Source organism: Streptomyces tritici (genome assembly GCF_048500665.1).
GTDB classification, from domain to species: Bacteria; Actinomycetota; Actinomycetes; order Streptomycetales; family Streptomycetaceae; genus Streptomyces; species Streptomyces tritici.
The window spans coordinates 1,073,718-1,095,705 of sequence record NZ_CP183183.1; the positions used below are offsets into that span (position 1 = coordinate 1,073,718).

General features: G+C 71.9%; 21 protein-coding genes. 5 read left to right on the forward strand and 16 right to left on the reverse strand.

What is annotated here, in order from left to right; genetic code table 11:
* Positions 1 to 140 precede the first annotated feature (140 nt).
* Both ACNJ93_RS04990 and ACNJ93_RS04995 read right to left on the reverse strand, forming a co-directional pair.
* A complete protein-coding gene (locus ACNJ93_RS04990; RefSeq protein WP_418956099.1) occupies positions 141 to 2,021 on the reverse strand; it encodes an ABC transporter permease/substrate binding protein in 1,881 nt (626 codons plus the stop codon).
* On the reverse strand, positions 2,014 to 3,096 hold the full coding sequence (locus tag ACNJ93_RS04995) for a quaternary amine ABC transporter ATP-binding protein (RefSeq protein ID WP_418956100.1): 1,083 nt from the start codon (positions 3,094 to 3,096) through the stop codon (positions 2,014 to 2,016). Before ACNJ93_RS04995 ends, ACNJ93_RS04990 begins: the two co-directional genes overlap by 8 nt.
* A 307-nt stretch (positions 3,097 to 3,403) precedes the next feature.
* Here ACNJ93_RS04995 and ACNJ93_RS05000 point away from each other — a divergent pair, with 307 nt between their 5' ends.
* Positions 3,404 to 4,309, forward strand: a complete 906-nt coding sequence (locus ACNJ93_RS05000; protein WP_418961311.1) for a 5'-3' exonuclease — start codon at positions 3,404 to 3,406, stop codon at positions 4,307 to 4,309.
* Between the two features lie 47 nt (positions 4,310 to 4,356).
* On the forward strand, positions 4,357 to 5,193 hold the full coding sequence (locus tag ACNJ93_RS05005; protein ID WP_418956101.1) for a siderophore-interacting protein: 837 nt from the start codon (positions 4,357 to 4,359) through the stop codon (positions 5,191 to 5,193).
* A gap of 298 nt (positions 5,194 to 5,491) precedes the next feature.
* Here the strand turns inward: ACNJ93_RS05005 and ACNJ93_RS05010 are convergent, their stop codons facing one another.
* Positions 5,492 to 6,190, reverse strand: a complete 699-nt coding sequence (locus tag ACNJ93_RS05010; protein ID WP_418956102.1) for a MerR family transcriptional regulator — start codon at positions 6,188 to 6,190, stop codon at positions 5,492 to 5,494.
* Positions 6,191 to 6,369: 179 nt separating this feature from the next.
* On the opposite strand from ACNJ93_RS05010, the gene ACNJ93_RS05015 reads away from it, so the two are divergent.
* Genes ACNJ93_RS05015 through ACNJ93_RS05025 form a run of 3 tightly spaced genes read left to right on the forward strand, consistent with a single transcriptional unit; the run spans position 6,370 to position 8,710 of the window.
* On the forward strand, positions 6,370 to 7,353 hold the full coding sequence (locus ACNJ93_RS05015; RefSeq protein WP_418961312.1) for a hypothetical protein: 984 nt from the start codon (positions 6,370 to 6,372) through the stop codon (positions 7,351 to 7,353).
* On the forward strand, positions 7,350 to 7,790 hold the full coding sequence (locus ACNJ93_RS05020; RefSeq protein WP_418956103.1) for an ABA4-like family protein: 441 nt from the start codon (positions 7,350 to 7,352) through the stop codon (positions 7,788 to 7,790). Before ACNJ93_RS05015 ends, ACNJ93_RS05020 begins: the two co-directional genes overlap by 4 nt.
* On the forward strand, positions 7,787 to 8,710 hold the full coding sequence (locus ACNJ93_RS05025) for an ADP-ribosylglycohydrolase family protein (RefSeq protein ID WP_418956104.1): 924 nt from the start codon (positions 7,787 to 7,789) through the stop codon (positions 8,708 to 8,710). The genes ACNJ93_RS05020 and ACNJ93_RS05025 overlap by 4 nt, the downstream gene beginning before the upstream one ends.
* An 87-nt stretch (positions 8,711 to 8,797) precedes the next feature.
* On the opposite strand, the gene ACNJ93_RS05030 is transcribed toward ACNJ93_RS05025, so the two are convergent.
* The 13 genes from ACNJ93_RS05030 to pafA form a co-directional block, all read right to left on the reverse strand.
* Positions 8,798 to 10,147, reverse strand: coding sequence for a cytochrome P450 (locus ACNJ93_RS05030; protein ID WP_418956105.1), 1,350 nt, complete (start codon positions 10,145 to 10,147; stop codon positions 8,798 to 8,800).
* Between the two features lie 136 nt (positions 10,148 to 10,283).
* Positions 10,284 to 13,112: a DEAD/DEAH box helicase gene (locus tag ACNJ93_RS05035; protein ID WP_418956106.1), complete on the reverse strand. Its 2,829-nt coding sequence runs from the start codon at positions 13,110 to 13,112 to the stop codon at positions 10,284 to 10,286.
* An 82-nt stretch (positions 13,113 to 13,194) separates the two neighbouring features.
* A complete protein-coding gene (tatC, locus tag ACNJ93_RS05040; RefSeq protein ID WP_418956107.1) occupies positions 13,195 to 14,154 on the reverse strand; it encodes a twin-arginine translocase subunit TatC in 960 nt (319 codons plus the stop codon).
* Between the two features lie 77 nt (positions 14,155 to 14,231).
* On the reverse strand, positions 14,232 to 14,513 hold the full coding sequence (gene tatA, locus ACNJ93_RS05045; protein ID WP_418956108.1) for a Sec-independent protein translocase subunit TatA: 282 nt from the start codon (positions 14,511 to 14,513) through the stop codon (positions 14,232 to 14,234).
* A gap of 222 nt (positions 14,514 to 14,735) precedes the next feature.
* Complete coding sequence (locus ACNJ93_RS05050) at positions 14,736 to 14,933, reverse strand: hypothetical protein (protein ID WP_418956109.1); 198 nt, start codon at positions 14,931 to 14,933, stop codon at positions 14,736 to 14,738.
* A gap of 9 nt (positions 14,934 to 14,942) precedes the next feature.
* Positions 14,943 to 15,197, reverse strand: a complete 255-nt coding sequence (locus ACNJ93_RS05055; protein WP_418956110.1) for a hypothetical protein — start codon at positions 15,195 to 15,197, stop codon at positions 14,943 to 14,945.
* 123 nt (positions 15,198 to 15,320) lie between these two features.
* Entirely contained in the window at positions 15,321 to 16,286 is a 966-nt protein-coding gene (locus tag ACNJ93_RS05060) for a helix-turn-helix transcriptional regulator (protein ID WP_418956111.1), read from the reverse strand.
* Between the two features lie 17 nt (positions 16,287 to 16,303).
* Positions 16,304 to 17,260: a helix-turn-helix transcriptional regulator gene (locus ACNJ93_RS05065; protein WP_418956112.1), complete on the reverse strand. Its 957-nt coding sequence runs from the start codon at positions 17,258 to 17,260 to the stop codon at positions 16,304 to 16,306.
* A 130-nt stretch (positions 17,261 to 17,390) separates the two neighbouring features.
* On the reverse strand, positions 17,391 to 17,768 hold the full coding sequence (locus ACNJ93_RS05070; RefSeq protein ID WP_418956113.1) for an FKBP-type peptidyl-prolyl cis-trans isomerase: 378 nt from the start codon (positions 17,766 to 17,768) through the stop codon (positions 17,391 to 17,393).
* Positions 17,769 to 17,843: 75 nt separating this feature from the next.
* Positions 17,844 to 18,818: an FKBP-type peptidyl-prolyl cis-trans isomerase gene (locus tag ACNJ93_RS05075; protein ID WP_418956114.1), complete on the reverse strand. Its 975-nt coding sequence runs from the start codon at positions 18,816 to 18,818 to the stop codon at positions 17,844 to 17,846.
* 138 nt (positions 18,819 to 18,956) lie between these two features.
* Positions 18,957 to 19,589: a hypothetical protein gene (locus ACNJ93_RS05080; protein WP_418956115.1), complete on the reverse strand. Its 633-nt coding sequence runs from the start codon at positions 19,587 to 19,589 to the stop codon at positions 18,957 to 18,959.
* A gap of 23 nt (positions 19,590 to 19,612) precedes the next feature.
* The gene (locus tag ACNJ93_RS05085) at positions 19,613 to 20,122 is read right to left on the reverse strand and encodes a matrixin family metalloprotease (protein WP_418956116.1); all 510 of its coding nucleotides are present in this window, start codon (positions 20,120 to 20,122) and stop codon (positions 19,613 to 19,615) included.
* A gap of 502 nt (positions 20,123 to 20,624) precedes the next feature.
* Complete coding sequence (pafA, locus tag ACNJ93_RS05090) at positions 20,625 to 21,986, reverse strand: Pup--protein ligase (RefSeq protein ID WP_418956117.1); 1,362 nt, start codon at positions 21,984 to 21,986, stop codon at positions 20,625 to 20,627.
* Between the last annotated feature and the right edge of the window lie 2 nt (positions 21,987 to 21,988).

Here is a 21,988-nt window from a genome sequence, read left to right on the forward strand (position 1 = left end):
CGCGCGCCGGCGGAATCGGCCGGTATCCGGTGCCGTCGGTGAGCGCGCGAACGCCGCGCGCGAGCGGCCCGCCCGGAGGGGGCGGGGCCGCTCGCGCACGGCGCTGCGGGGGGTCACGCGGAGGTGGACGCCGGTCGCGTTCAGTCCTTCGGGGGACGCGCCTGCGCGGGGTCGGCGCCCTGCGCGCGGTCGGCGCCCTGCGCGGACTTCTGCTTGCCGGACACGGGGGTCCACTTGTCCGCCAGGCCGGGGTTCTCCTTCAGCCAGGCACGGACGGCCTCCTGCTCATTGCCCTTGCCGGTCTCCTGGATCTTCGCCTCCAGGCCGGTGAGCTGCTTCTCCGTCATCCTGAAGTTCCTCAGCCACTTCCCGACCTGCGGCTGGTCGGCCGCGAAGCCCTTGCGGGCCAGGGTGTGGACGCCGTCGCCGGTGCCCCAGGAGCCCTTGGGGTCCTTCAGCTTCTTCAGGTCGTAGGTGGAGTAGGCCCAGTGCGGGGACCACAGGGTCACGACGACGGGTTCCTTCTTGTCGTACGCCCGCTTCAGCTCGGCGAGCATGCCGGGCGTGGAGCCGTCGACGACCTTGTACTCGCCCTCCAGGCCGTAGTCCTTGAGGACCTTGTCCTTGAGGATGCCCATCATTCCGGCGCTCGGCTCGATGCCGATGATCCGGCCCTTGAACTGGCCCGACTTGCCCTTCAGGTCGTCGAGCGAGTCGACGCCCTTCAGGTACGAGGGCACGCTGAGCTCCAGGGAGGTGGGGCCGTACCAGGCGCCCATGTCCTCCAGCTTGTTCTTGTACTTCGACCAGTACTGGGCGTGGGTGACGGGCAGCCAGGAGTCGGTCTGGAAGTCGATCTGGCCGCCGGCCAGGCCGGTGTAGAGCGAGCCGGCCTCCAGCTGCTTGGCGTCGACCTCGAAGCCGCGGCGCTCCAGGAGCTCCTTCCAGAGGAAGGTGGAGGCGATGCCCTCGTCCCAGGGGATGTAGCCGACGGACAGCTTCTCGCCCTTGCCGACGTCGTCGGAGCCCGCGGCGGTGCCGCCGGACGTGCCTCCGCCGAGGAAGCCCATGCCGCCGGCGACCAGCGCCAGGACGACGACTCCGGCGAGCGCGGTGACGGGCTGCGGGCGGTGGTGGCGCAGGCGGGCGGTGCGGGAGGTGACGGCGCGGGCCTTGGCGAGGGCGCGCCGACCGAGCGGGGAGACCTGGCGGCCGAGGGCGCCGGTCATCCGGTCGAGGTACATCGCGAGGATCACGATGGACACGCCGGCCTCGAAGCCGAGGCCGATGTCGACGTTGCCGATGGCCCGGTAGACCGCGCCGCCGAGACCGCCGCCGCCGACCATGCCGGCGATGACGACCATCGACAGGCCGAGCATGATGACCTGGTTGATGCCGGCCATGATCGTCGGCAGGGCGAGCGGCAGCTGGACCCGGAGCAGGGTGTTGCGCGGGGTGGTGCCGAACGCCTCGGCCGCCTCGACCAGTTCGCCGTCGACCTGGCGGATGCCGAGCTCGGTCATCCGGACGCCCGGGGGCAGGGCGAAGACGATGGTGGCGATGATGCCGGGGACGACGCCGACGCCGAAGAAGATGATGCCGGGGATGAGGTACACCATCGCCGGCATGGTCTGCATGAAGTCCAGGACGGGGCGCAGCACGGCGCTGACCGTCTTGGAGCGGGCCGCCCAGATGCCGAGCGGGACCGCGATCGCCAGGGTGACGAGCGTCGCGACCAGGACGAGGGAGAGGGTCGACATCGCCTCGTCCCACAGCTCGATCGAGTCGATGAGCGCGAAGCCGGCGAAGGCGAGCACACCGGCGGTCAGTCCGCGCAGCCACCAGGCGGCGACGGCGAGGATGCCGGCGAACAGCAGGGGCTGCGGGGCGGACAGGACGGCCTCGATGCCGTCGTACAGGCCCGTGACGCCGGCGCTGATGGCGTCGAAGAGCCAGGAGAGCTGGGCGCGGAGCCAGTCGACGGAGCCGTCGATCCAGTCGCCGAGACGGAGCCTAGGCACCGGCGGTCACCTCCTCCTGCCGGCCCGGGGCGGCATCGCAGGCCATGGGCGGGCGCTGTTCGTCGCCGATGAAGCCGATGAGCCGGGACTGCGGTACGACGCCGAGCACGGCGCCCTGCGCGTCCTTGACGGCCACGGGGTGCGGGACGCGGGCGGCGACGGCGCAGAGGTCGGCGACGGGGGTGTCGGGGCCGACGGTCTCGCAGCCGCAGGCGTCGGCGGCCTCGTCCTCCGGGGCGATCATGACCGCGGCGGCGGTGAGCACCCGTGAGCGGTCGACGTCCTGGATGAAGGAGGCCACGTAGTCGTCGGCGGGGCGCAGCAGGATGTCCTCGGCGGTGCCGAGCTGGACGATCCGGCCGTCGCGCATGACCGCGATGCGGTCGCCGAGGCGCATGGCCTCGTTGAGGTCGTGCGTGATGAACACGATGGTCTTGCCGAGCCGCTTCTGCAGTTCGAGGAGCTGGTCCTGCATGTCGCGGCGGATCAGCGGGTCGAGCGCGCTGAACGACTCGTCCATGAGCAGCAGGTCGGCGTCGGTGGCGAGTGCGCGGGCGAGGCCCACGCGCTGCTGCATGCCGCCGGACAGCTCGTCGGGCCAGGACTTCTCCCAGCCGGCCAGGCCGCACAGTTCCAGGGCCTCGGCGGCGCGCTTCTCGCGCGCGGCGCGGGGCACGCCCTGGACCTCCAGGCCGTAGGCGGCGTTCTCCAGGACGCTGCGGTGCGGGAACAGCGCGAAGTGCTGGAACACCATGCTGATCTTCGTGGACCGGACGGCGCGCAGTTCGCGGGGGCCGAGCGCGGTGAGGTCCTCGCCGTCGAACAGCACCCGGCCCGCGGTGGGCTCCAGGAGCCCGTTGAGCATCCGCAGCAGGGTCGACTTCCCGGATCCCGACAGTCCCATGACCACGAAGATCTGGCCGGGTTCGACGACGAACGAGGCGTCGATCACCGCCGCGGTCGTGCCGTCGGAGCGCAGCTCGTCGCGATCCGCCCCTCGGGCGAGTTTCTCGACGGCCTCGCCGGGTCGTCTGCCGAACACCTTGTACAGGTGGTCGGCCTGGAGCCTGGACACATACACCTCACGTGCTGGAACGAAAAACAGCCCTGGACCCCCGCGGTCGCCGGGCCGTGGAGCGGGGCGGGATCGGCCCGCCGACCGAGTGTGTTTCGGCTGTAAAGGTTGAAATTCGACCCGGTTCGCTCCGGGCCCGCGCCTGCCCGGGCCCCCGGGCGGCAAACGCGAAGGTGACGGGGGTCACGAAGACCACGCGGAACCGCGCGCGGCTGTGGCGCGGGCCACGGCGGGGGTCGTGGGTGGGCGGCGACGGCGGGGGGTTGTCGGCGGGGTGCGGCATCATCGGGGTGTGACGCGACGCCTGATGCTCCTCGACACCGCCTCCCTGTACTTCCGCGCCTACTTCGGCGTGCCCGACTCCGTGAAGGCCCCGGACGGCACGCCGGTCAACGCCGTGCGCGGTCTGCTCGACTTCATCGCCCGGCTGGTGCAGGACCACCGGCCGGACGAGCTGGTGGCCTGCTGGGACGAGGACTGGCGGCCGCAGTGGCGGGTGGACCTGATCCCCTCGTACAAGGCGCACCGGGTTGCGGAGGAGACGCCGGCCGGTCCGGACGAGGAGGAGATCCCGGACACGCTGGCCCCGCAGGTGCCGATCATCGAGGCGGTCCTCGCCGCGCTGGGGATCGCCCGGGTCGGCGCGGAGGGCTACGAGGCGGACGACGTGATCGGCACGCTGGCCGCCCGGGCGAAGGGCCCGGTCGACATCGTCACCGGCGACCGCGACCTGTTCCAGCTGGTCGACGACGCCCGCGAGGTGCGGGTGCTGTTCCCCCGCAAGGGCGTGGGCGACCCGGACCTGGTGGACGAGGAGCTGATCCGCGAGAAGTACGGGGTGGCGGCCGGTCAGTACGCGGACTTCGCCGCCCTGCGCGGCGACGCCAGCGACGGACTGCCCGGGGTGAAGGGCATCGGCGAGAAGACGGCGGCGCAGCTGATCACCGAGTACGGCGACCTGGCCGGCGTCCGCGCGGCCGCCGCCGACCCGAGGTCGAGGCTCACCCCGGCGAAGCGGCGCGGCATCGTGGAGGCGGCGGCCTACCTGGACGTGGCGCCGAAGGTGGTGCGGGTCGCCGACGACGTGCCGATGCCGGACTTCGACGCCACGCTGCCGGTCGCCCCGGCGGACCCGGAGCTCCTGGAGGCACTCGTGGCGCGGTGGGGTCTGGGCGGCGCGGTGGGCCGACTCCTGACGACGCTTCGGCGCTGAAGTGCTAGCTTAGGCAAGCCTAAGCATATGGAGCAGGGGAGACCGTCGTGGCAGAGCAGCCGGCACGGAAGGCGCCGAAGGCCCATGAGGCCCGCGTGGTGCGCACGGAGCGGATCACTCCGCACATGGTGCGCCTGGTGCTGGGCGGCGAGGGCCTCGCGGCCTTCGAGGTCGGCGAGTTCACGGACCATTACGTCAAGCTGCTGTTCGCCGCGGAGGGCGTGACCTACCCGGAGCCGTTCGACATGGAGCGGATCCGCGCGGAGTTCCCCCGCGAGCAGTGGCCGACCACGCGGACGTACACGGTGCGGGCCTGGGACCCGGTGCACCGCGAGCTGACCGTCGACTTCGTGGTGCACGGCGACGAGGGCCTGGCCGGGCCGTGGGCGGCGCGCGCACAGGCGGGCGACACCGTGCGGTTCCTCGGTCCGGGCGGCGCGTACGCGCCGGACCCGGCGGCGGACTGGCACCTCCTCGTGGGCGACGAGAGCGCGCTCCCGGCCATCGCGGTCGCCTTGGAGCGCCTGCCGGCCGGGGCGCGGGCGCACGCCTTCGTCGAGGTCGCGGACGCGGCGGAGGAGCAGAAGCTCGCGACGGCGGCCGGCATCGAGGTGACGTGGCTGCACCGCGGCGAGCGGCCGGTCGGCGCGCCGCTGGTCGAGGCGGTGCGCGCCTTCGACTTCCCGGCCGGCGACGTCCACGCGTTCGTCCACGGCGAGGCCGGCGCGGTGAAGGAACTCCGCCGCCACCTCCGCCTGGAGCGCGAGATCCCCCGCGAACGCCTCTCCATCTCCGGCTACTGGCGCCTCGGCAAGACCGACGAGGCCTGGCGCGCGATCAAGCGCGAGTGGAACGAACAGGTCGAACGCGAGCAGGAGAACTGACCGCCCCGACCGACGACGCGCCGGACCTCTACGGACGGGCCCCAGGGTGACACCACCCCGGGGCCCGCGCCGTTCCCCCGGCCGCGGGCCACCCCCCAGCGGCCCGGCCGCCACAGCGCCCGGCCCCCGATCCCCGCGCCCCGACTGCCGCAGCGCCCAGCCGCGACCCGGCCGCCGCAGCCAACGACCGCTGCCCGGCCCGCCACAGCGCGCCCAGCCGCGGCCCGGCCGCCGCACCGCCCGGCACCGGCGCTCCCCCAGGCCCGGCCGCCGGAGCTCCCCGGCGCGGCTTGCGCCCCTAGACGCGCGCGGTCTCCGCCGCACCCCCCGCCTCGCCGGTCTCGCCGGCGTCTCCCGTCTCCGCCGCGCCCGACTCGCCGTACAGGCGGGCCGAGGCGTCCACGTGGGCGAGGCGGCGGAGGGCGCTGAAGACGGCGTCGCCCAGGACCGTGCCGACGACCACCGTCTCGACCAGGCGCTCCCGCCCGACGCGGCGGTTCACATAGCCCAGGTCGACGGTCGCCACCTCCTCGGCCGCCTGCGCGTACGCGTCCAGCTGGTGCTCGGCGAAGTCGCCGTGCCCGACCTCCTCCAGGGCCGCGAGCGCCACCGCAAGGGCCTCGGCGGCGGGGCCGGCCTCGTCGACGCGCCAGCCGCGGCGCCGGATCAGCTCCGCGACCGTCTCCCGCGCCGCCAGCACCTCCCCCGGCTGCTCCTCGTACCGCGGCAGAACGCGGTCCGCGGCCGTGCCCAGGACCTTGTGGACCGGCTTCTCCGGGTCGTCGACCGCCGCCAGCACCTCCCTGATGGCCGCCACCGACAGGCCCCCGACGTCGAGCAGCGCGCGGATCAGCCGGAGCCGACGCTCGTGCCCCTCGTCGTACGACGCCTGGTTCGGGCTGGTCAGCCGGCCCGCCGGCAACAGCCCCTCCCGCACGTAGTACTTGATCGTCGGCACGGACACCCCGGTCCTGCGGCTCAACTCACCGATACGCACGTCGCGTTCACCTCTCCGCCCTTGCCATTGCTCCCTCCATCATAGATAGTTCCACTATCAGATAGCGGCAAGCGCCACTATCCATTCTGGTTCGGAGGTGCCTCCTCATGTCCGTGTCCGTCGTCTCGTTACCGCCGATCCGCGACCTGCACCGTCCCCTGATCGCCTTCTCCGCCGCGATGGCCGTGGCGACCGTCCTCACCGGTATCGGCATCCTCGCCGACGACCGCCTGCTCGACGGCGCGCCGATCTGGGCCAAGCCGTTCAAGTTCGCGATCTCGTTCGCCGCCTACTGCCCCACGCTCGCGTGGATGCTCTCCCTGCTCCCCCGCTTCCGGCGGACCGGCTGGTGGGCCGGCACCGTCGTCGCCGCCGCCTGCGCCGTCGAGATGGCGATCATCACCGCCCAGGCCGCGCGCGGCCACCGCAGCCACTTCAACCGCGCCACCCCGCTGGACGCGACGCTCTTCGACGCCATGGGCGCCACCGTCGTCGTGCTGTGGCTCGGCGCCCTGGTCATCGCCGTCCTGCTGCTGCGCGCCCGAATACTCGACCCCGCCCTGGCCTGGGCGGTACGGCTCGGCTCGCTGATCGCCCTGGCCGGCGCGGCCATCGGCTTCATGATGATCGGCCCCACGCCGGAGCAGCTCGCGGCCGGAGTCCGGGCGGACTCCCCGGTCGTCGGCGCCCACAGCGTCGGCGTACCCGACGGCGGGCCCGGCCTGCCCGTCCTCGGCTGGTCCACCACCGGCGGCGACCTGCGGATCGCCCACTTCTTCGGGATGCACGCGCTCCAGATCCTGCCGCTGGTGCTCCTCGCCCTCCTCGCCCTCACTCCCCGCCACGCCCGGCTGCGGCGCCCCCTCGTCCGGCTGCGCCTCGTCCTCGTCGCCTCCGGCGCGTACGCGGCGGTCTTCGCCCTGCTGACCTGGCAGGCGCTGCGCGGTCAGCCGCTTCTGAGGCCCGACACCGCGACCTCGCTCACCGCCGCCGCGATCCTCCTCCTCGGAGCGGCCGGGACCTGGACCGCCCTGCGCACCCCGAGCCGGCCCCGGCCCGGCACCGGCACCGGCACCGGCACCGGCACCCAAACCCGGACCCCGACTCGCGCCCAGGAGAACTCGCTCCCCCTCACCGAACCCGTCAAGGAGCACACCGCATGACCGGCTTCCTCTTCCAGCTGTCCTTCTGGCTGGCCGCCCCCGTCTGGCTGGCCATGATCCTCGCCCCCTCCCGGCCGGTCACCTCCCGTGTCGCCGCCTCCCCTCTGACCGTCGTCCCGGTCCTGCTCGTGTGGCTCACCCTGGCCGTCCCCGTCGCCCCGGAGCTGTGGGCGGCGGTCAGCAGCCCCGACGTCGACGTCTTCCGTGACCTGGTGGCCACGCCCCAGGGCGCGGGCGCCGTCTGGGCGCAGGTCATCGCCTGGGACCTGCTGATCGGCCAGTGGATGTTCCTCCAGGCCCGCCGGCTCGGCATCCCTCCTCTGGTCATGGGCCCGCTCCTCGTCCTGACGATCCTGCTGTCCCCGATCGGCCTGCCGCTCTTCCTCCTGGTCCGCGAGGCGGCCCGCCGCCGTACGGCCGCTACGCTGCCCGGATGAACCGCATCGACCGGGTCGTGGGAGCCGTGCTCGGCTCCGCCGTGGGGGACGCGCTCGGCGCTCCTTTCGAGTTCGGGCTGCCGGGGGTGTTCCGCGAGCGGTTCCCCGACGGCGTGGGCGAGATGCGCGGAGGCGGCGGCTGGGATCCGGGCGAGGCGACCGACGACACGCAGATGGCCGTGCTCGTCGGCGAGTCCCTCCTCGACCGGGGCGGTCTCGATCTGCCGGACGTCTTCGACCGGTTCCGCCGCTGGGCGGCGGGCGAGCCGAAGGACATCGGCCTGCAGACCGAGGCCGTGCTCGGCAGCGGCGACCCCTGGGACCTCGCCGCCGCGCTGCACTTGCAGGTCAACGGCCGTGCCGCGGGCAACGGTTCGCTGATGCGCGCCGCCACCTCGGCCGTCTACTTCGCAGCCGCCGGCCGGCCGGCCACGATGGACGCGGCCCGCCGGATCGCCGCGCTCACCCACGGAGACGCGGCGGCCTGGGAGGGCACCGCGATCCTCCACGAACTCGTGCGGCTGGCGCTCGCGGGCGACGATCCGCTGAGCGTCCTCCCCTCCGTCCTGGCCGATGTCGCCGAAGCCCAACGCCCGCGCTGGGCCGCCGTCCTGGCACCCGGGTGGTGTCCGGACGACGCGACCGAGTTCAACGGCGCCGTCTGGCCGTGCCTCGGCTCGGCCGTGTGGGCCCTGCGGACGACGACCTCGTTCGAGGCGGCCCTTGCCGCCGCCGTGGACCTGGGCGGCGACACCGACACCGTGGCGGCGGTGACGGGCACGCTGGCGGGCGCCGTGTACGGGGCCGACGCCGTCCCGGCGCGGTGGACGGCACCGCTGCACGTCCCCCTGCCGGGGTTCGGCGACCGCGTGCTGCGGGCCGACGACCTGCGCGGGCTCGCCGTCGCACTGGGGGCGTGACCGCGGCGGGTGCCGCCCGGGACGCCATGTGGGACTCCACCTGCGACGCCGCGTGGGACGTTCCGGAACGCGCTCCCGTCCGGCCCCTCAGCGCGCCTCGACCGTGGCCAGGACCTGCCGGTCGGGCTGCAGGGTCAGGCTCGGGACGGGGCGTATCTCGCCGGGGTCGACCGCGAGGCGGTAGCGGCGGGCCAGGACCGCGAGGATCAGGACCGCTTCGACCATCGCGAATCGGGTGCCGAGGCACACCCGAGGGCCGCCCCCGAAGGGGAACCAGGCGTACTCCGGTATGTCGTGTTCCTTCTCCCAGCGGTCGGGGCGGAAGGCGTCGGGCTCCTCGAACCAGCGGGCGTCCCGATGGGTCGCCCATTGGCTGCTCCAGACCCGGGTGCCGGGCGGCACCGGTCTGCCGGCGATCACCGCGCCCTCCTTGGCTATGCCGGTGAGCAGCCAGATCGTGGGGTAGAGGCGCAGGGTCTCCTTCACGACGTGCTGGGTGCGGATGAGGCGGGCGTAGTCGTCGAAGGTGGGGTCCCGGTCCCCCAGGACCTCGTCGAGTTCGGCCCAGAGGGCCTCCTGCGCCTCCGGGTGGCGGGACAGGAGGTACCACGCCCAGATCAGCGTGCTGCTCGTCGTCTCGTGACCGCCGATGTACAGGGTGATGGTCTCGTCGCGGATCTCCCGGTCGGAGAGGTGCGCGCCGGTCTCGTCCTGGGCGGTGAGGAGGCGGCTGAGGAGGTCGGGGCGGTCGGTGTCGCTGTCGCGGTGGCGGGCGACGACGCGGGCCACCTCGGCGTCGATGACGGCCGTGGCCCGCTTGATCCGGGCTCGTCCGGGAGTGGGGAGCCAGTCCGGCAGTACGGCCCCGATCCCGCTGAACTCGGCGCCGATCTCCTGCTGGGCGACGTCCATCGCACGGCCGATCGCCTCGGCGTCGGCGGCGGTGTCCACCCCGAAGATGGTGCGCACGGCGATGAGTTGGGTGAGGGCCGCCATCTCCTTCTTGATGTCGATCCGCTGCCCGGGAGCCCACCGCTCGGCGAGGCCGACCGCGCACTCGGTCATCGTGGCGGCGTACGAGCGGACCTGCTTGGGCCGCACGGAGGGCTGGACGAGGGAGCGCTTGCGCCGCCAGTCCGGGCCCTTGGCGACCACCACACCGTTCCCGAGGAGCGTGCGGAAGGCGATGCCGAGGTCGGGCTGGTCGAAGGTGCGCTCCACCTCGGTGAGCAGCTCGCCGACCTGCTCGGGGTGGGCGACGAACAGCGACGGCTTGGGGCCGAACTGCCAGCTGACCACGTCTCCCCGGGCGCGCAGCCGCTCGAAGAAGGCCAGGGGGTCCTTGCCGAACTCGGGCAGATTGCCGAGCACCGGAACCCCGCGTGGCCCCGTCGTGATCTCGTGTCCGGGCGTGGCCGGACGTGCTTGCGTGGTCAACTGCTTCCCCTCCCCGCACTGTTGCTCGATGCGCAGATCCATGGAAGCGGACCGGAGGGCACCCACGCCACCCCTGTGGATAACTCTCCGTGAACGCACGAGGGGCCCGTCGCGACGGGCCCCTCGACTGCTGCGGTCAGCCGACCGAGCTGTACGCCACGACGCCCCTGAGCAGGGAGTCCACGGCCTTGCGGGCGTTCTTGGCGACCGTGCTGTTCTCCCTCGGGGCCGCCGCCGCGATCTGTCCGAGGACGTCGATGACCTGCTTGCACCAGCGGACGAAGTCGCCGGCCGGCATCTCCGCCTCGCGCAGCACCTCGTCGAGGCTCTTGTCGGAGGCCCACTGGTACGCGGCCCAGGCGAAGCCGAGGTCCGGCTCGCGCTGGCCGACGCCCTCCGCCTGGTTGATCTTGAACTCCTCCTCCAGGGCGTCGAGCCGGCCCCAGATCCGGACCATCTCGCCGAGCGCGGCCTTCGCGTTGCCGGTGGGCAGCTTGGGCGCGACGGCGTCGTCCGACTGGCGCGCCTCGAACACCAACGCCGAGACGCAGGCGGCGAGTTCGGCCGGGTTCAGACCCTCCCACACGCCGTCGCGCAGGCATTCGCTGGCCAGCAGGTCGAGTTCACCGTAGAGCCGGGCGAGCCGCTTGCCGTGCTCGGTGACCTCGTCGCCCCGCAGGTAGTCGAGCTCGGTGAGCAGGGCGACGATGCGGTCGAAGGTGCGGGCGATGGTGTTCGTCCGGCCCTCGATGCGCCGCTCCAGCTGCCGCGTGTCCCGCTGGAGGCGGTGGTAGCGCTCGGCCCAGCGGGCGTGGTCCTCGCGCTCGTCGCAGCCGTGGCACGGGTGAGCCCGCAGTTCGGCACGGAGCCGCGCGATCTCACGGTCGTCGGCGGCCGCCGACCGCTGCTTGCGGTGCCGGTCGGGCACGAGGTGTCCGGCCTTGGTCCGCAGCGCCGAGGCGAGGTCGCGACGGGACTGCGGGGAGCGCGCGTTGAAGGTGCGCGGGATGCGCATCCGCTCCAGCGGCTCCACGGGCACCGGGAAGTCGATGGAGGCCAGGCGCTTGACCTGACGCTCCGCGGTCAGGACGAGCGGACGGGGCCCGTCGTGGTGCTCGAAGCCGCGGTGGCCGTTGGTGCGGCCGGCCGGGATGCCCGGGTCGAGGACGAGGGCGAGACCGGCGAACTTGCCGGTGGGGACGTGGATGACGTCGCCCGGCTTCAGCCGCTCCAGGGAGGCCGCGGCCTGCGCGCGCCGCTGGGCGGCGCCCTGCCGGGCCAGTTCCGTCTCGCGGTCCTTCAGGTCGCGGCGGAGCCGCGCGTACTCCTCGAAGTCGCCGAGGTGGCAGGTCATGCCCTCGCGGTAGCCGCTCAGGCCCTCCTCGTTCTTCTGGACCTGGCGGGAGATCCCGACGACCGAGCGGTCCGCCTGGAACTGGGCGAACGAGGTCTCCAGGAGCTCCCGGGAGCGGTGCCGGCCGAACTGGTCGACCAGGTTGACCGCCATGTTGTACGAGGGCTTGAAGCTGGAGCGCAGCGGGTACGTGCGGGTGCCCGCGAGGCCGGCCAGGTAGCCCGGGTCCATGCCCCGCTGCCACAGGACGACCGCGTGGCCCTCGACGTCGATGCCGCGGCGGCCGGCGCGGCCGGTGAGCTGGGTGTACTCGCCGGGCGTGATGTCGGCGTGCTGCTCGCCGTTCCACTTGACGAGCTTCTCCAGGACCACGGAGCGGGCCGGCATGTTGATGCCGAGCGCGAGGGTCTCGGTGGCGAAGACCGCCTTGACCAGACCGCGGACGAAGAGCTCCTCCACGACCTCCTTGAAGGTCGGCAGCATGCCGGCGTGGTGCGCGGCGATGCCCCGCTCGAGCCCTTCGAGCCACTCGTAGTACCCGAGGACGTGCAGATCCTCGGTGGGGATGGAGGCGGTGCGCTCCTCGACGAGCTCGCGGACCTTGAGCCGGGCCTCCTCGTCGTTGAGCCGGAGCCCCGCGTAGAGGCACTGCTGGACGGCGGACTCGCAGCCGGCGCGGCTGAAGATGAAGGTGATCGCGGGCAGCAGGCCCTCGTTGTCGAGACGCTCGATGACCTCCGGGCGGCCCGGCGTCCAGATCCGGGAGCGCTGGCGGCGCTCGCGCTCGCGGTCGGCCTCGCGGACCATCTTGCCCCGGCGACGGTCGCGCGGGTTGTACGTGCGCGAGTTCTCGGTGCGGGCGAGCCGCAGCAGGTCCGGGTTGACCTCGCGGCGGGCGGAGCCGCGGCCGCCGTGGTCCGTCTCCTCCTCGAAGAGGTCGTACATCCGGCGGCCGGCCAGGACGTGCTGCCACAGCGGCACGGGACGGCTCTCGGAGACGATCACCTCGGTGTCGCCGCGGACCGTGTCGAGCCAGTCGCCGAACTCCTCGGCGTTGGACACGGTCGCGGAGAGCGACACCAGGGTCACGGACTCCGGGAGGTGGATGATCACTTCCTCCCAGACGGCGCCGCGGAAGCGGTCCGAGAGGTAGTGCACCTCGTCCATGACGACGTAGCCGAGGCCACTGAGCGCCTGGGACCCCGCGTACAGCATGTTGCGGAGGACCTCGGTGGTCATGACGATGATCGGCGCGTCCCCGTTGACGCTGTTGTCACCGGTGAGCAGGCCGACCTTGTCGGGGCCGTACCGCTTCACCAGGTCCGCGTACTTCTGGTTGGAGAGCGCCTTGATGGGCGTGGTGTAGAAGCACTTGCGGCCCTGGCGCAGCGCGAGGTGGACGGCGAACTCGCCGACGATGGTCTTGCCCGAGCCTGTGGGCGCGGCGACGAGCACGCCCTTGCCCGCCTCGAGCGCCTCGCACGCCTCGATCTGGAAGGGGTCCAGACCGAACTCGTACATCTCGCGGAACGGCGCGAGGGCCGTGGCCTGCTCACGGTTGCGGGCGATGGCTGCCGCGTACCGCTCGGCTGGTGTGAGGTCGTCTGTCATCTTGTCTTCGAGCCTACCCGCCCCCACTGACAGTGACGCGATCTTTATCGGGGGCGGGCTCCCGGCGGCTCCGGCACGGCCCTCAGGTGATGTCGTCGTAGCCGTTCAGCCGCTGCGACCTGGTGTGATCCACTTCGCCGCTCGCCTGCTCGGGCAGGGCCGGGGCGGCGTGGACCGGCTCGACGGCGCCGAGGGAGGAGGGCGTGAGGTCGAGCTCGGATGCCTCGTCGTCGTCCAGGTGCGCGTCGGGGTCGCCGGCGCGGCGGCGCTTGTCGTTGAGGAGCGCGACGCCGACGGCGAGGAAGTACAGCAGGACGATCGGACCGGACAGCGCGATCATGCCGAGCGGGTCGGTCGAGGGGGTGGCGACGGCGCCGAAGACGAAGGTGCCCATGATCATGCCGCGCCACCAGCCGGCCATGCGCTTGCCGGTCACGACGCCGGCGATGTTCAGCATGATCAGCAGGACGGGCAGCTCGAAGGCGAGACCGAAGACGAGCACCATCCTGGTGGTGAAGTCCAGGAGGTCGTCGAGGGAGAGGAAGTTCGACGCCACGTCGGGCGTGATGCTGATCAGGACCTTGACGCTGACCGGCATGATCAGGAAGGCGGTGTAGACGCCGGCGGCGAAGAGCGGCACGGCGACCGAGGCGAAGTAGTAGGTGTACTTCTTCTCGTTCTGGTGAAGGCCGGGCGCGATGAAGGCCCACAGCTGGTACAGCCAGATCGGGGTCGAGGCGATGAGGCCGGCCAGCATGACCACCTTCACCGTGGAGGTGAAGGGCGACAGCATGGTCTGGTACGCGATGATGACGCAGCTTCCGCCGGTGTTGTCGGAGACCGACGTGCCGGGCGGACACTTGGGCACGGGCGAGGAGAGGAGCTCCATCAGCTGCTGACTGAAGAAGGCGGCCACGATCGAACAGGCGACGATCGCGAGCATCGCCTTGCCGAGACGGTTGCGCAGCTCGCGCAGGTGGTCCGCGAGCGGCATCCGCCCCTCGGGGTCCTTCTCCTTCTTGCTGCGGGCAGACTTGAGCAACCCACGTCCTCATCTCGTGCGGCAGGCCGCTGTGGAGCGGCCCTGGAAGTCGAGCGGCGCGGTACGCCGCGGCCGGGTCAGCGCTGCGCGGAGTCCGTGGTCTCGGTGACCGGACGCGCGGTGGCGGCGTCGCCGGGGGCGGCCTTGATGGTGCGCGGCGCGGTGGCGTTCTGGTCGGCCGGCGGGTCGGCGGGGGCGGTCTGCTGGCCCTCCGACTTCATCGCCTTGGCCTCGCTCTTGAGGATGCGGGCCGACTTGCCCAGCGAACGGGCCATCTCGGGGAGCTTCTTGGCGCCGAAGAGCAGCACGACGACGAGGAGAATCAGGGCAATCTCGAGGCCACCGATCTGATGCAACATAAGTCTGTCTACCTTCTCACCGAGGCGGCTTGGGGCGGGGCTGTCCGGCCGCCGCCCGGACTGCTGTCCGAACCCCGACCGTCCAGCGATCGTAACGCGCACGAGTAAACGCAGGGCAATCCCTGTGCATACACGTGGCTGCGGCCCGGGGCCTCTTGACCTCGGCCGCTTCAGCAGGGTACCCCGGGGCCCGCGAGCCGAGGAGACCGCCTCAGCGCGGCCTCAGCGCAGCGCGCCCCCCGTGCGGCTCAGGTGGGTGGCCGCCTGTTCGAGGTCTTCGGCGGCGCGGTTGATGCGCTGTGTGGTCTCCGCCACTTGACGGCCGAGCCGCCGGGCCTCCAGGAAGACCTTGATGGCGAGGACGCCGAGGACGGCGATGCCGAGGAAGCCGAGGGCGACGGCGAGCATGGGCCAGAACATGGGGCGAGCCTAGACCGTCGAATGCAGGCGCAGCGTGCTGACTCCGCCGCCGGTCAGCAGCTCGACGATGCGCTCTCCGGCCGGCTTGCGGACGGAGCTGCCGCACTCGGGGCAGGTGAAGGAGTAGAAGGTGGTGCGGCGGCTGCCGCCGATGGCGAGGCGCAGCGCTCCGGCGGCCAGTTCGAAGCGGGAACGGCACTCGGGGCAGGCGGCCTTGAAGAGCACCGGGGCCGCCGTCATCGGAATTCCGTGCATCACGGACATTTCCCTCACCTCTCCCAATTCGCTGAACTCGTGCGCCCCGCCGGTCCGGACGCTCTCGTGCTTCACGCGGAGCACGTCCTGTACAGCGTCCCCGGCTTCCCGGGCGTCACCCGCGCCACGGCCTCAGACCGTCTCGTACGCCGCCAGGGCCTCGGCCGCCGCCCGCCGGGCGCTGTCCGCCAGGTCCTGCGGGGCGACGATCCGCCCGTCGCTGCCCAGCCGCAGGGCGAGCCGGCGCAGCGAGGCGGGCGCGGGCGTGCGCAGCGTGATCCGCAGACCGCCGTCGGGCAGTTCCTCGGCCCGGTCGTGCGGGTAGTACTCGGCGACCCAGCGGCCGCCGGGCCCGACCTCCACCACGACCTCGGGGTCCTCCGCGGAGGGCTGCACCAGCCCCTCGGACAGGTCCCGCAGCTCGATCTCCGGCGGCGCTGAGGACTCGTCGAGGATCCGGATCTCGGCGACCCGGTCGAGCCGGAAGGTGCGGCGCGCCTCGGAGAGGTGGCACCACGCCTCCATGTACGTGTGGCCCACGGCGAACAGCCGGATCGGGTCCACCTCGCGCTCGGTGAGCTCGTCGCGGGCGGGCGAGTAGTACCGCACCCAGAGCCGCCGGCGCTCGGAGATGGCCCGGTCGACCTCGGCGAACACGCCGCCCTCGGACTCGAAGGTGACCGAGAGCCGGGAGCTGGCCCCGGCTGCCTCGCCGGCCGCGGCCTCCAGCTTCGCGGTGGCCCGCAGCAGCGCCTCCCGGTCGCCCTCGCGCAGCCCCGGCAGGGTGGCGACGGCGCGGGCGGCGACCAGCAGCGCGGTCGCCTCGTCGGCGGCGAGCCGCAGCGGCTCGGCGGCCTCCGCGGCGAGGGCGCCCGGGTTGCGCCACCAGATCCGCTCGCCGTCGGTGTCGATGTCCAGCAGGTCGCCGCCCCGGAAGCTGGTGCCGCACATGGGCAGCACGTCGAGGTCGGAGATCAGCTCGTCCTCGGTGATGCCGAAGGCGCGGGCGACGTCCGCGACGTGGGCGCCGGGGCGCTCGCGCAGATAGGTGACGAGGGAGAGCATCCGCCTCGTCTGGTCGATGGCGTTGGCTGCCATGGTCGTTCCTCTCCCCCTCAGCCCTTGGCCACGGCGCGCAGCCGGTCCACCACGTCGGCCCGCAGGTCCTCGGGCTCCAGGACGACCACGTCGGGACCGAACTCGACGAGCCAGGCGTCCAGGCCGTGCCCGTACGGGATCTCCAGCTCGTCCCAGCCCTCGCCCGCCTCGCGCACGGAGGTGGCGCGGGCCCGCAGCGGGTAGCCGCTGCCGGAGCGCAGCCGGATGCGGGCGGAGCGGGTGGCGGTCTCGCCGGCCCAGGTCTCGACGGTCTCGCGGACGGTGACCACGTCGGGGACGGGCGCGGTGAAGGCCCCGGCGCGGGAGCGGACCTTGCCGGTGATCCGGGAGAGCCGGAACACGCGCTCGGCCTTGCGGTCGCGGTCCCAGCCGGCGAGGTACCAGTGGCCGCGCCAGCACTCCAGGGTCCAGGGCTCGACCTGGCGGGGCTCGGGGCGGGCGGCGCTGGCCTTGCGGTACTCGAAGGTGACCGGGCGGCGGTCGCGGCAGGCCAGCATCAGCGGCTCGAAGGCGGCCTCGTGGACGGGGATGCGCGGTTCGAGGGCGCTGTGCTGGGTGTCGTACGCGTCCTCCGCCTCGGGCATGCCGGCGGCGCGGAGCTTCTGGAGCGCGCCGCTGGCGGCGCCGGCGAGCCGGGCCTGCTGCCACACCTTGGCGGCGAGGCCGAGGGCGGCGGCCTCCTCGGCGTCGAGGGTGATGGGCGGGAGGCGGTTGGAGTCGCGGCGGGCCAGGTAGCCGGTCTCGCCGTCGAGGTTCTCGACGGTCTCGATGACCAGGCCGAGCTCGCGCAGATCGTCCTTGTCACGCTCGAACATCCGGTTGAAGGAGTCGTCCGAGCCGGCTTCCATGTAGGCCTCGATGGAGCCGCGCAGCTCCCGCTTGCTCAGCGGGCGGCGGGTGCCCAGCAGGCACAGCGCCAGGTTCATCAGCCGCTCGGCCTTGGCAATGGCCATCGACGCCTTGCACCTCTTCTGCCGGATTGACTTCTCGCGGTCCGACCGTACCGCCCCGGGGTGTCCGGACAAAAGCCGAGGGCCCCCGCCGTGGAGGCGGGGGCCCTCGGGAGATCGTTCGCAGGCGGGGTCAGCCGCCGACGGAGACGAGGTCGCAGACGAAGATCAGCGTCTCGCCGGGGCCGATCTTGCCGCCGGCGCCGCGGTCGCCGTAGGCGAGGTGCGGCGGGATGATCAGCTGACGGCGGCCGCCGACCTTCATGCCCTGCACGCCCTGGTCCCAGCCCGCGATGACCTGGCCGACGCCCAGCCGGAACGGCAGCGGGGCGCCGCGGTTCCAGGAGGCGTCGAACTCCTCGCCGGAGTCGAAGGAGACACCCACGTAGTGGACCAGGACGTTGTCGCCGGCCTTGGCGACCGGGCCGTCACCCTCCCAGATGTCCTTGATCTCCAGATCCTTCGGCGGCTCGCCGCCCGGGAAGTCGACCTCGGGCTTGTCGATGCTCACTGCAGTGTGCTCCTTCTTGCTGGCGTACTACGGGGAGAGTCTTCCAGACCCGGGTGGGGGCCGCCGGTTCCGGGGTCAGACCGCGCCCAGGATGTCGACCGAGAAGACGAGGGTGTTCTTCGCCAGCTCGCTGCTCGGGTTGGCGCCGTAGCCGAGGGCCGGCGGGATCACCAGCAGCACGCGGTCGCCGACGTTCTTGCCGACGAGACCCTGGTCCCAGCCCTCGACGACGGAGCCGTTGCCGATCTGGAAGGCGGTGGCGCCGCCGTGGTCCCAGGAGGAGTCGAACTTCTTGCCGTCCTCCCACTTCACGCCGGTGTACTGGGCGATCAGGCCCTGTCCGGCCTGGACCTTCGGGCCCTTGCCCTTGATGAGCACCTGCTGCTTCAGCGTGGTCGGGGCCTTCTCGCCCTTGGGGATGACGATCGTGGCGGCCTTCTGGCCGGCGGCCGTCACCTCGGGCATGCCGGCCTCCGGGGCCGCCTGCGTGCCCTTGACCTCGGCCTTGGAGTCGACGGTGGCGGCTCCGACGATGTCGACGACCCAGACGAGGACGTCCTTCTCGGTCAGGCCGGTCTGCGGGTTCAGGTTCTGGCCGACCAGGTCGCCCGCGGTGCCCTGCAGAAGGATGCGGCTGCCGGCCTTCTTGCCCTCGACCGAGCCGAGGACCTTCTCGGGCAGCTGCTGGCTGGGCTGGCCGACACGGCCCACCTCCTGGCGGCGCGGGCCCTTGGCGCCGGGCTGCTGGGTCCAGGTGCTGCCGAGCGACTCGCCGCCCTTCCACTTCTCGACCATCCAGTCGAGGCGGACGAAGTCGCCCTTGGCGACCTCCTTGCCGCTGCCCTCCGAGACGGTCTTGATCACCGTCTTGTCGGCCGCCTCCCCGTCCTTCGGGATGGAGACGTCGGGCTGCTCCCCGAACTTCCCCTTGACCTGGGCCACGGCACCCGCCGGTGCGTCGGACTCCGAGTCCGATCCGCACGCGGCGGTGAACAGCAGGGCAGGCACGGCCAGCAGTGCGCCGATACGTCGCATCGTCTTGTGGTTCATCAGTCCAACTGGGAGTCGGGGTCAATGGGAACGGGCCCACTCTACGGGTCGGCCCCCGAGCTCCGAGGGGCTCCGCGACACGCGGCGACACGGCCGCGGCCGCAACCCCCTGCGGGGTTGCGGCCGGTTCGGGGCGGGTCAGGAACCGGAGTTCCGTACACCCACGTGGGAGCGGAGCGTGCTCTTGCTGACGCTCGCGCCGCTCGATCCGCTGGCGTACGTGGCGTCCACGTACGCCGCGCCGGACTCGCGGTAGACGAAGTGCGGCGTGATCGCCGGCGCGGTCTCCGAGTCGACGGCCTCCAGCGCGCCGCCGAAGACGAACAGCGACCGGCCCTTGGCGAAGGTCTCCTTGGCGGGCGCCTCCTCCGTCCGGTACGTGACGCCGTCGGCGGTGCCGCCCATGGAGCGCACGACGACGTCCGCGCCCGGCTTGAGCGTTCCCTTGTGGACGGTGGTCACCCGGATCACGACCGGCGTGTAGACCACCTCGAATTCCGAGCCGTCGTCGAGTTTGTCGACGGCCCGGACATCCGGCTTCAGGGCCACGACCTTGCCCTCGAAGACATTCGCGTTCATGGGAAAGGCGGCGGCAGCGGCGGGGCCGCTGTCGACCTTGTAGGAATGCCCCTCGATGACCCGCTCGGCCTTTTCGGCCCCGCGGTTCTTCTCCGGCTGCGAAGCCTGCGGCGCCTGGGAGCAGCCGGTGACTCCGAGAGCCAGTGCGGCGGCGATTACCGCCACGCGTACGTGAGCACGCGGACGCGTCATTCCACGCATCGTGATTTCCCCCGTCAGTAAAGCGTCGTCACGCCGCGCACGTCATCGCTGTTGAGCGAGCGCCGCGTACCGGTGTTGATCGTCGTCATGACGGACTTCTTCTCCGCGTCCGTGTACGCGGTGCCGTCGGTGCAGTGGCCGGGCCACGGGTGGGCGAGACCGGTGAAGTGACCGACCTCGTGCACCACGACGGTCTGGACGTCGGCCTTGCGGGCGGAGATGTTCTGGCTGCCGTTGACCCAGGTGAACCGGTTGTTCAGGTACAGCGTGCCGCCGTTGTGCGAGGAGCCGGACCGCTGGGTCGCGGCATAGCCCGGCGCGGGGCCCATGAGGTTCGAGTAGGTGTAGGACGCGCGGAAGGCGTAGATCTGCCAGCCGCTGGTGTACGTCGGAGCCGCGTACTTCAGGCCCGAGCCGCTGCGGTTCCACTGGGTGAGGCCGCCCTTGAGGCCGTCCCGGAGACTCCGCGGAAAATTGGTGTTCGCCGCGAGGGACTTCGTCCCGGACGTCCGCCACTTGACCATCCCGGACCGGCAATAGGCCGAAGCCGGGGAGGCCGTTATTCCTACAAGAGTGGCGGCCATGACGCTGCCGGCCACTCCCAGGGCGAATGCCTTCCGCCCTTTTCCTGTAGTGATGCTGCTGATGCGCATCGTTCCCCCTTGTGCTGCTTGGTCGACGGGAAGCTATCACGCCGACCGGAGGCCGCCGATACCGGCCGGGGGCTCGCTCGTTTAATGACTTGCGCATCGGTGAAGGAAGTCGGAAGGGGCGGAACGAGAGCCTGACACCCTTTCATGCCCGATTCATCCGGACTGACCGCCGCTTTTCCGGAAGGGGAACTTCCAATTCGGAATTTCTTTCTCCGTGGCACGCGCACAACGCTCCGTGCCGTGTGAGATCTCTCGCACGACGAAAAGAGGCGCCGCCGCCCGCGGAATGCATGCGGTCACGAGGACACGCGTGCGGCCGCGGGCGGCGGCGCCTCTGGATCCGGCCGGTCGTCGGATTCGGCCGGCCGCCGGCTCACATGCCGGCGATCAGCTTCTCCACCCGGTCGTCGACGGAGCGGAACGGGTCCTTGCACAGGACCGTGCGCTGCGCCTGGTCGTTGAGCTTCAGGTGCACCCAGTCCACCGTGAAGTCACGGCGCTGCTCCTGGGCGCGGCGGATGAAGTCGCCGCGCAGCCGGGCGCGGGTGGTCTGCGGGGGCACCGACTTGCCCTCGAAGATCTTCACGTCGTTGCAGATCCGGGCCGCCTGGCCGTTGCGCTCCAGGAGGTAGTACAGGCCGCGGCGACGGTGGATGTCGTGGTACGCGAGGTCTATCTGCGCGACCCGCGGGTGCGACATGGTCATGTTGTTCTTGGCGCGGTACCGCTCGATGAGCTTGTACTTCATCACCCAGTCGATCTCGGTGCCGATGCGGTCGAGGTCCTCCGCCTCGATCGCGTCGAGCGTGCGGCCCCAGAGCTCCAGGACCTGGGCGACGATGCCGGTGCGGATGCCCCGGCGGTCGACGAAGTCGGCGGCCTTCTCGTAGTACTCCCGCTGGACCTCCAGCGCGGAGGCCTCGCGGCCGCTGGCCAGGCGGACCTTGCGCTGGCCGGTGATGTCGTGGCTGACCTCGCGGATCGCCCGGATCGGGTTCTCCAGGGTCAGGTCGCGCATCACCGTGCCGGCCTCGATCATGCGCAGCACGAGGTCGGTCGCGCCGACCTTGAGCAGCATCGTGGTCTCGGACATGTTCGAGTCGCCGACGATGACGTGGAGCCGGCGGTAGCGCTCGGCGTCCGCGTGCGGCTCGTCACGGGTGTTGATGATGGGCCGCGACCGGGTGGTCGCGGAGCTGACGCCCTCCCAGATGTGCTCGGCGCGCTGGGAGACGCAGTAGACGGCCCCGCGCGGGGTCTGCAGCACCTTGCCGGCGCCGCAGATGAGCTGACGGGTGACCAGGAACGGGATGAGGATGTCCGCGAGCCGGGAGAACTCGCCGTGCCGGGCGACGAGATAGTTCTCGTGGCAGCCGTAGGAGTTTCCCGCCGAATCGGTGTTGTTCTTGAAGAGGTAGACGTCGCCCGCGATTCCCTCCTCGTGCAGGCGGCGTTCCGCGTCGACGAGCAGACCTTCGAGAATGCGCTCGCCGGCCTTGTCGTGGGTGACCAGCTCGGTCACGTTGTCGCATTCCGGCGTTGCGTATTCCGGATGCGAACCCACGTCGAGGTACAGGCGGGCGCCGTTCCGCAGGAAGACATTGCTGCTGCGGCCCCATGACACGACACGGCGGAAGAGGTAGCGCGCCACTTCGTCAGGAGACAGTCGGCGCTGTCCCCTGAACGTGCACGTGACGCCGTACTCGTTCTCCAGCCCGAAAATGCGGCGGTCCATGA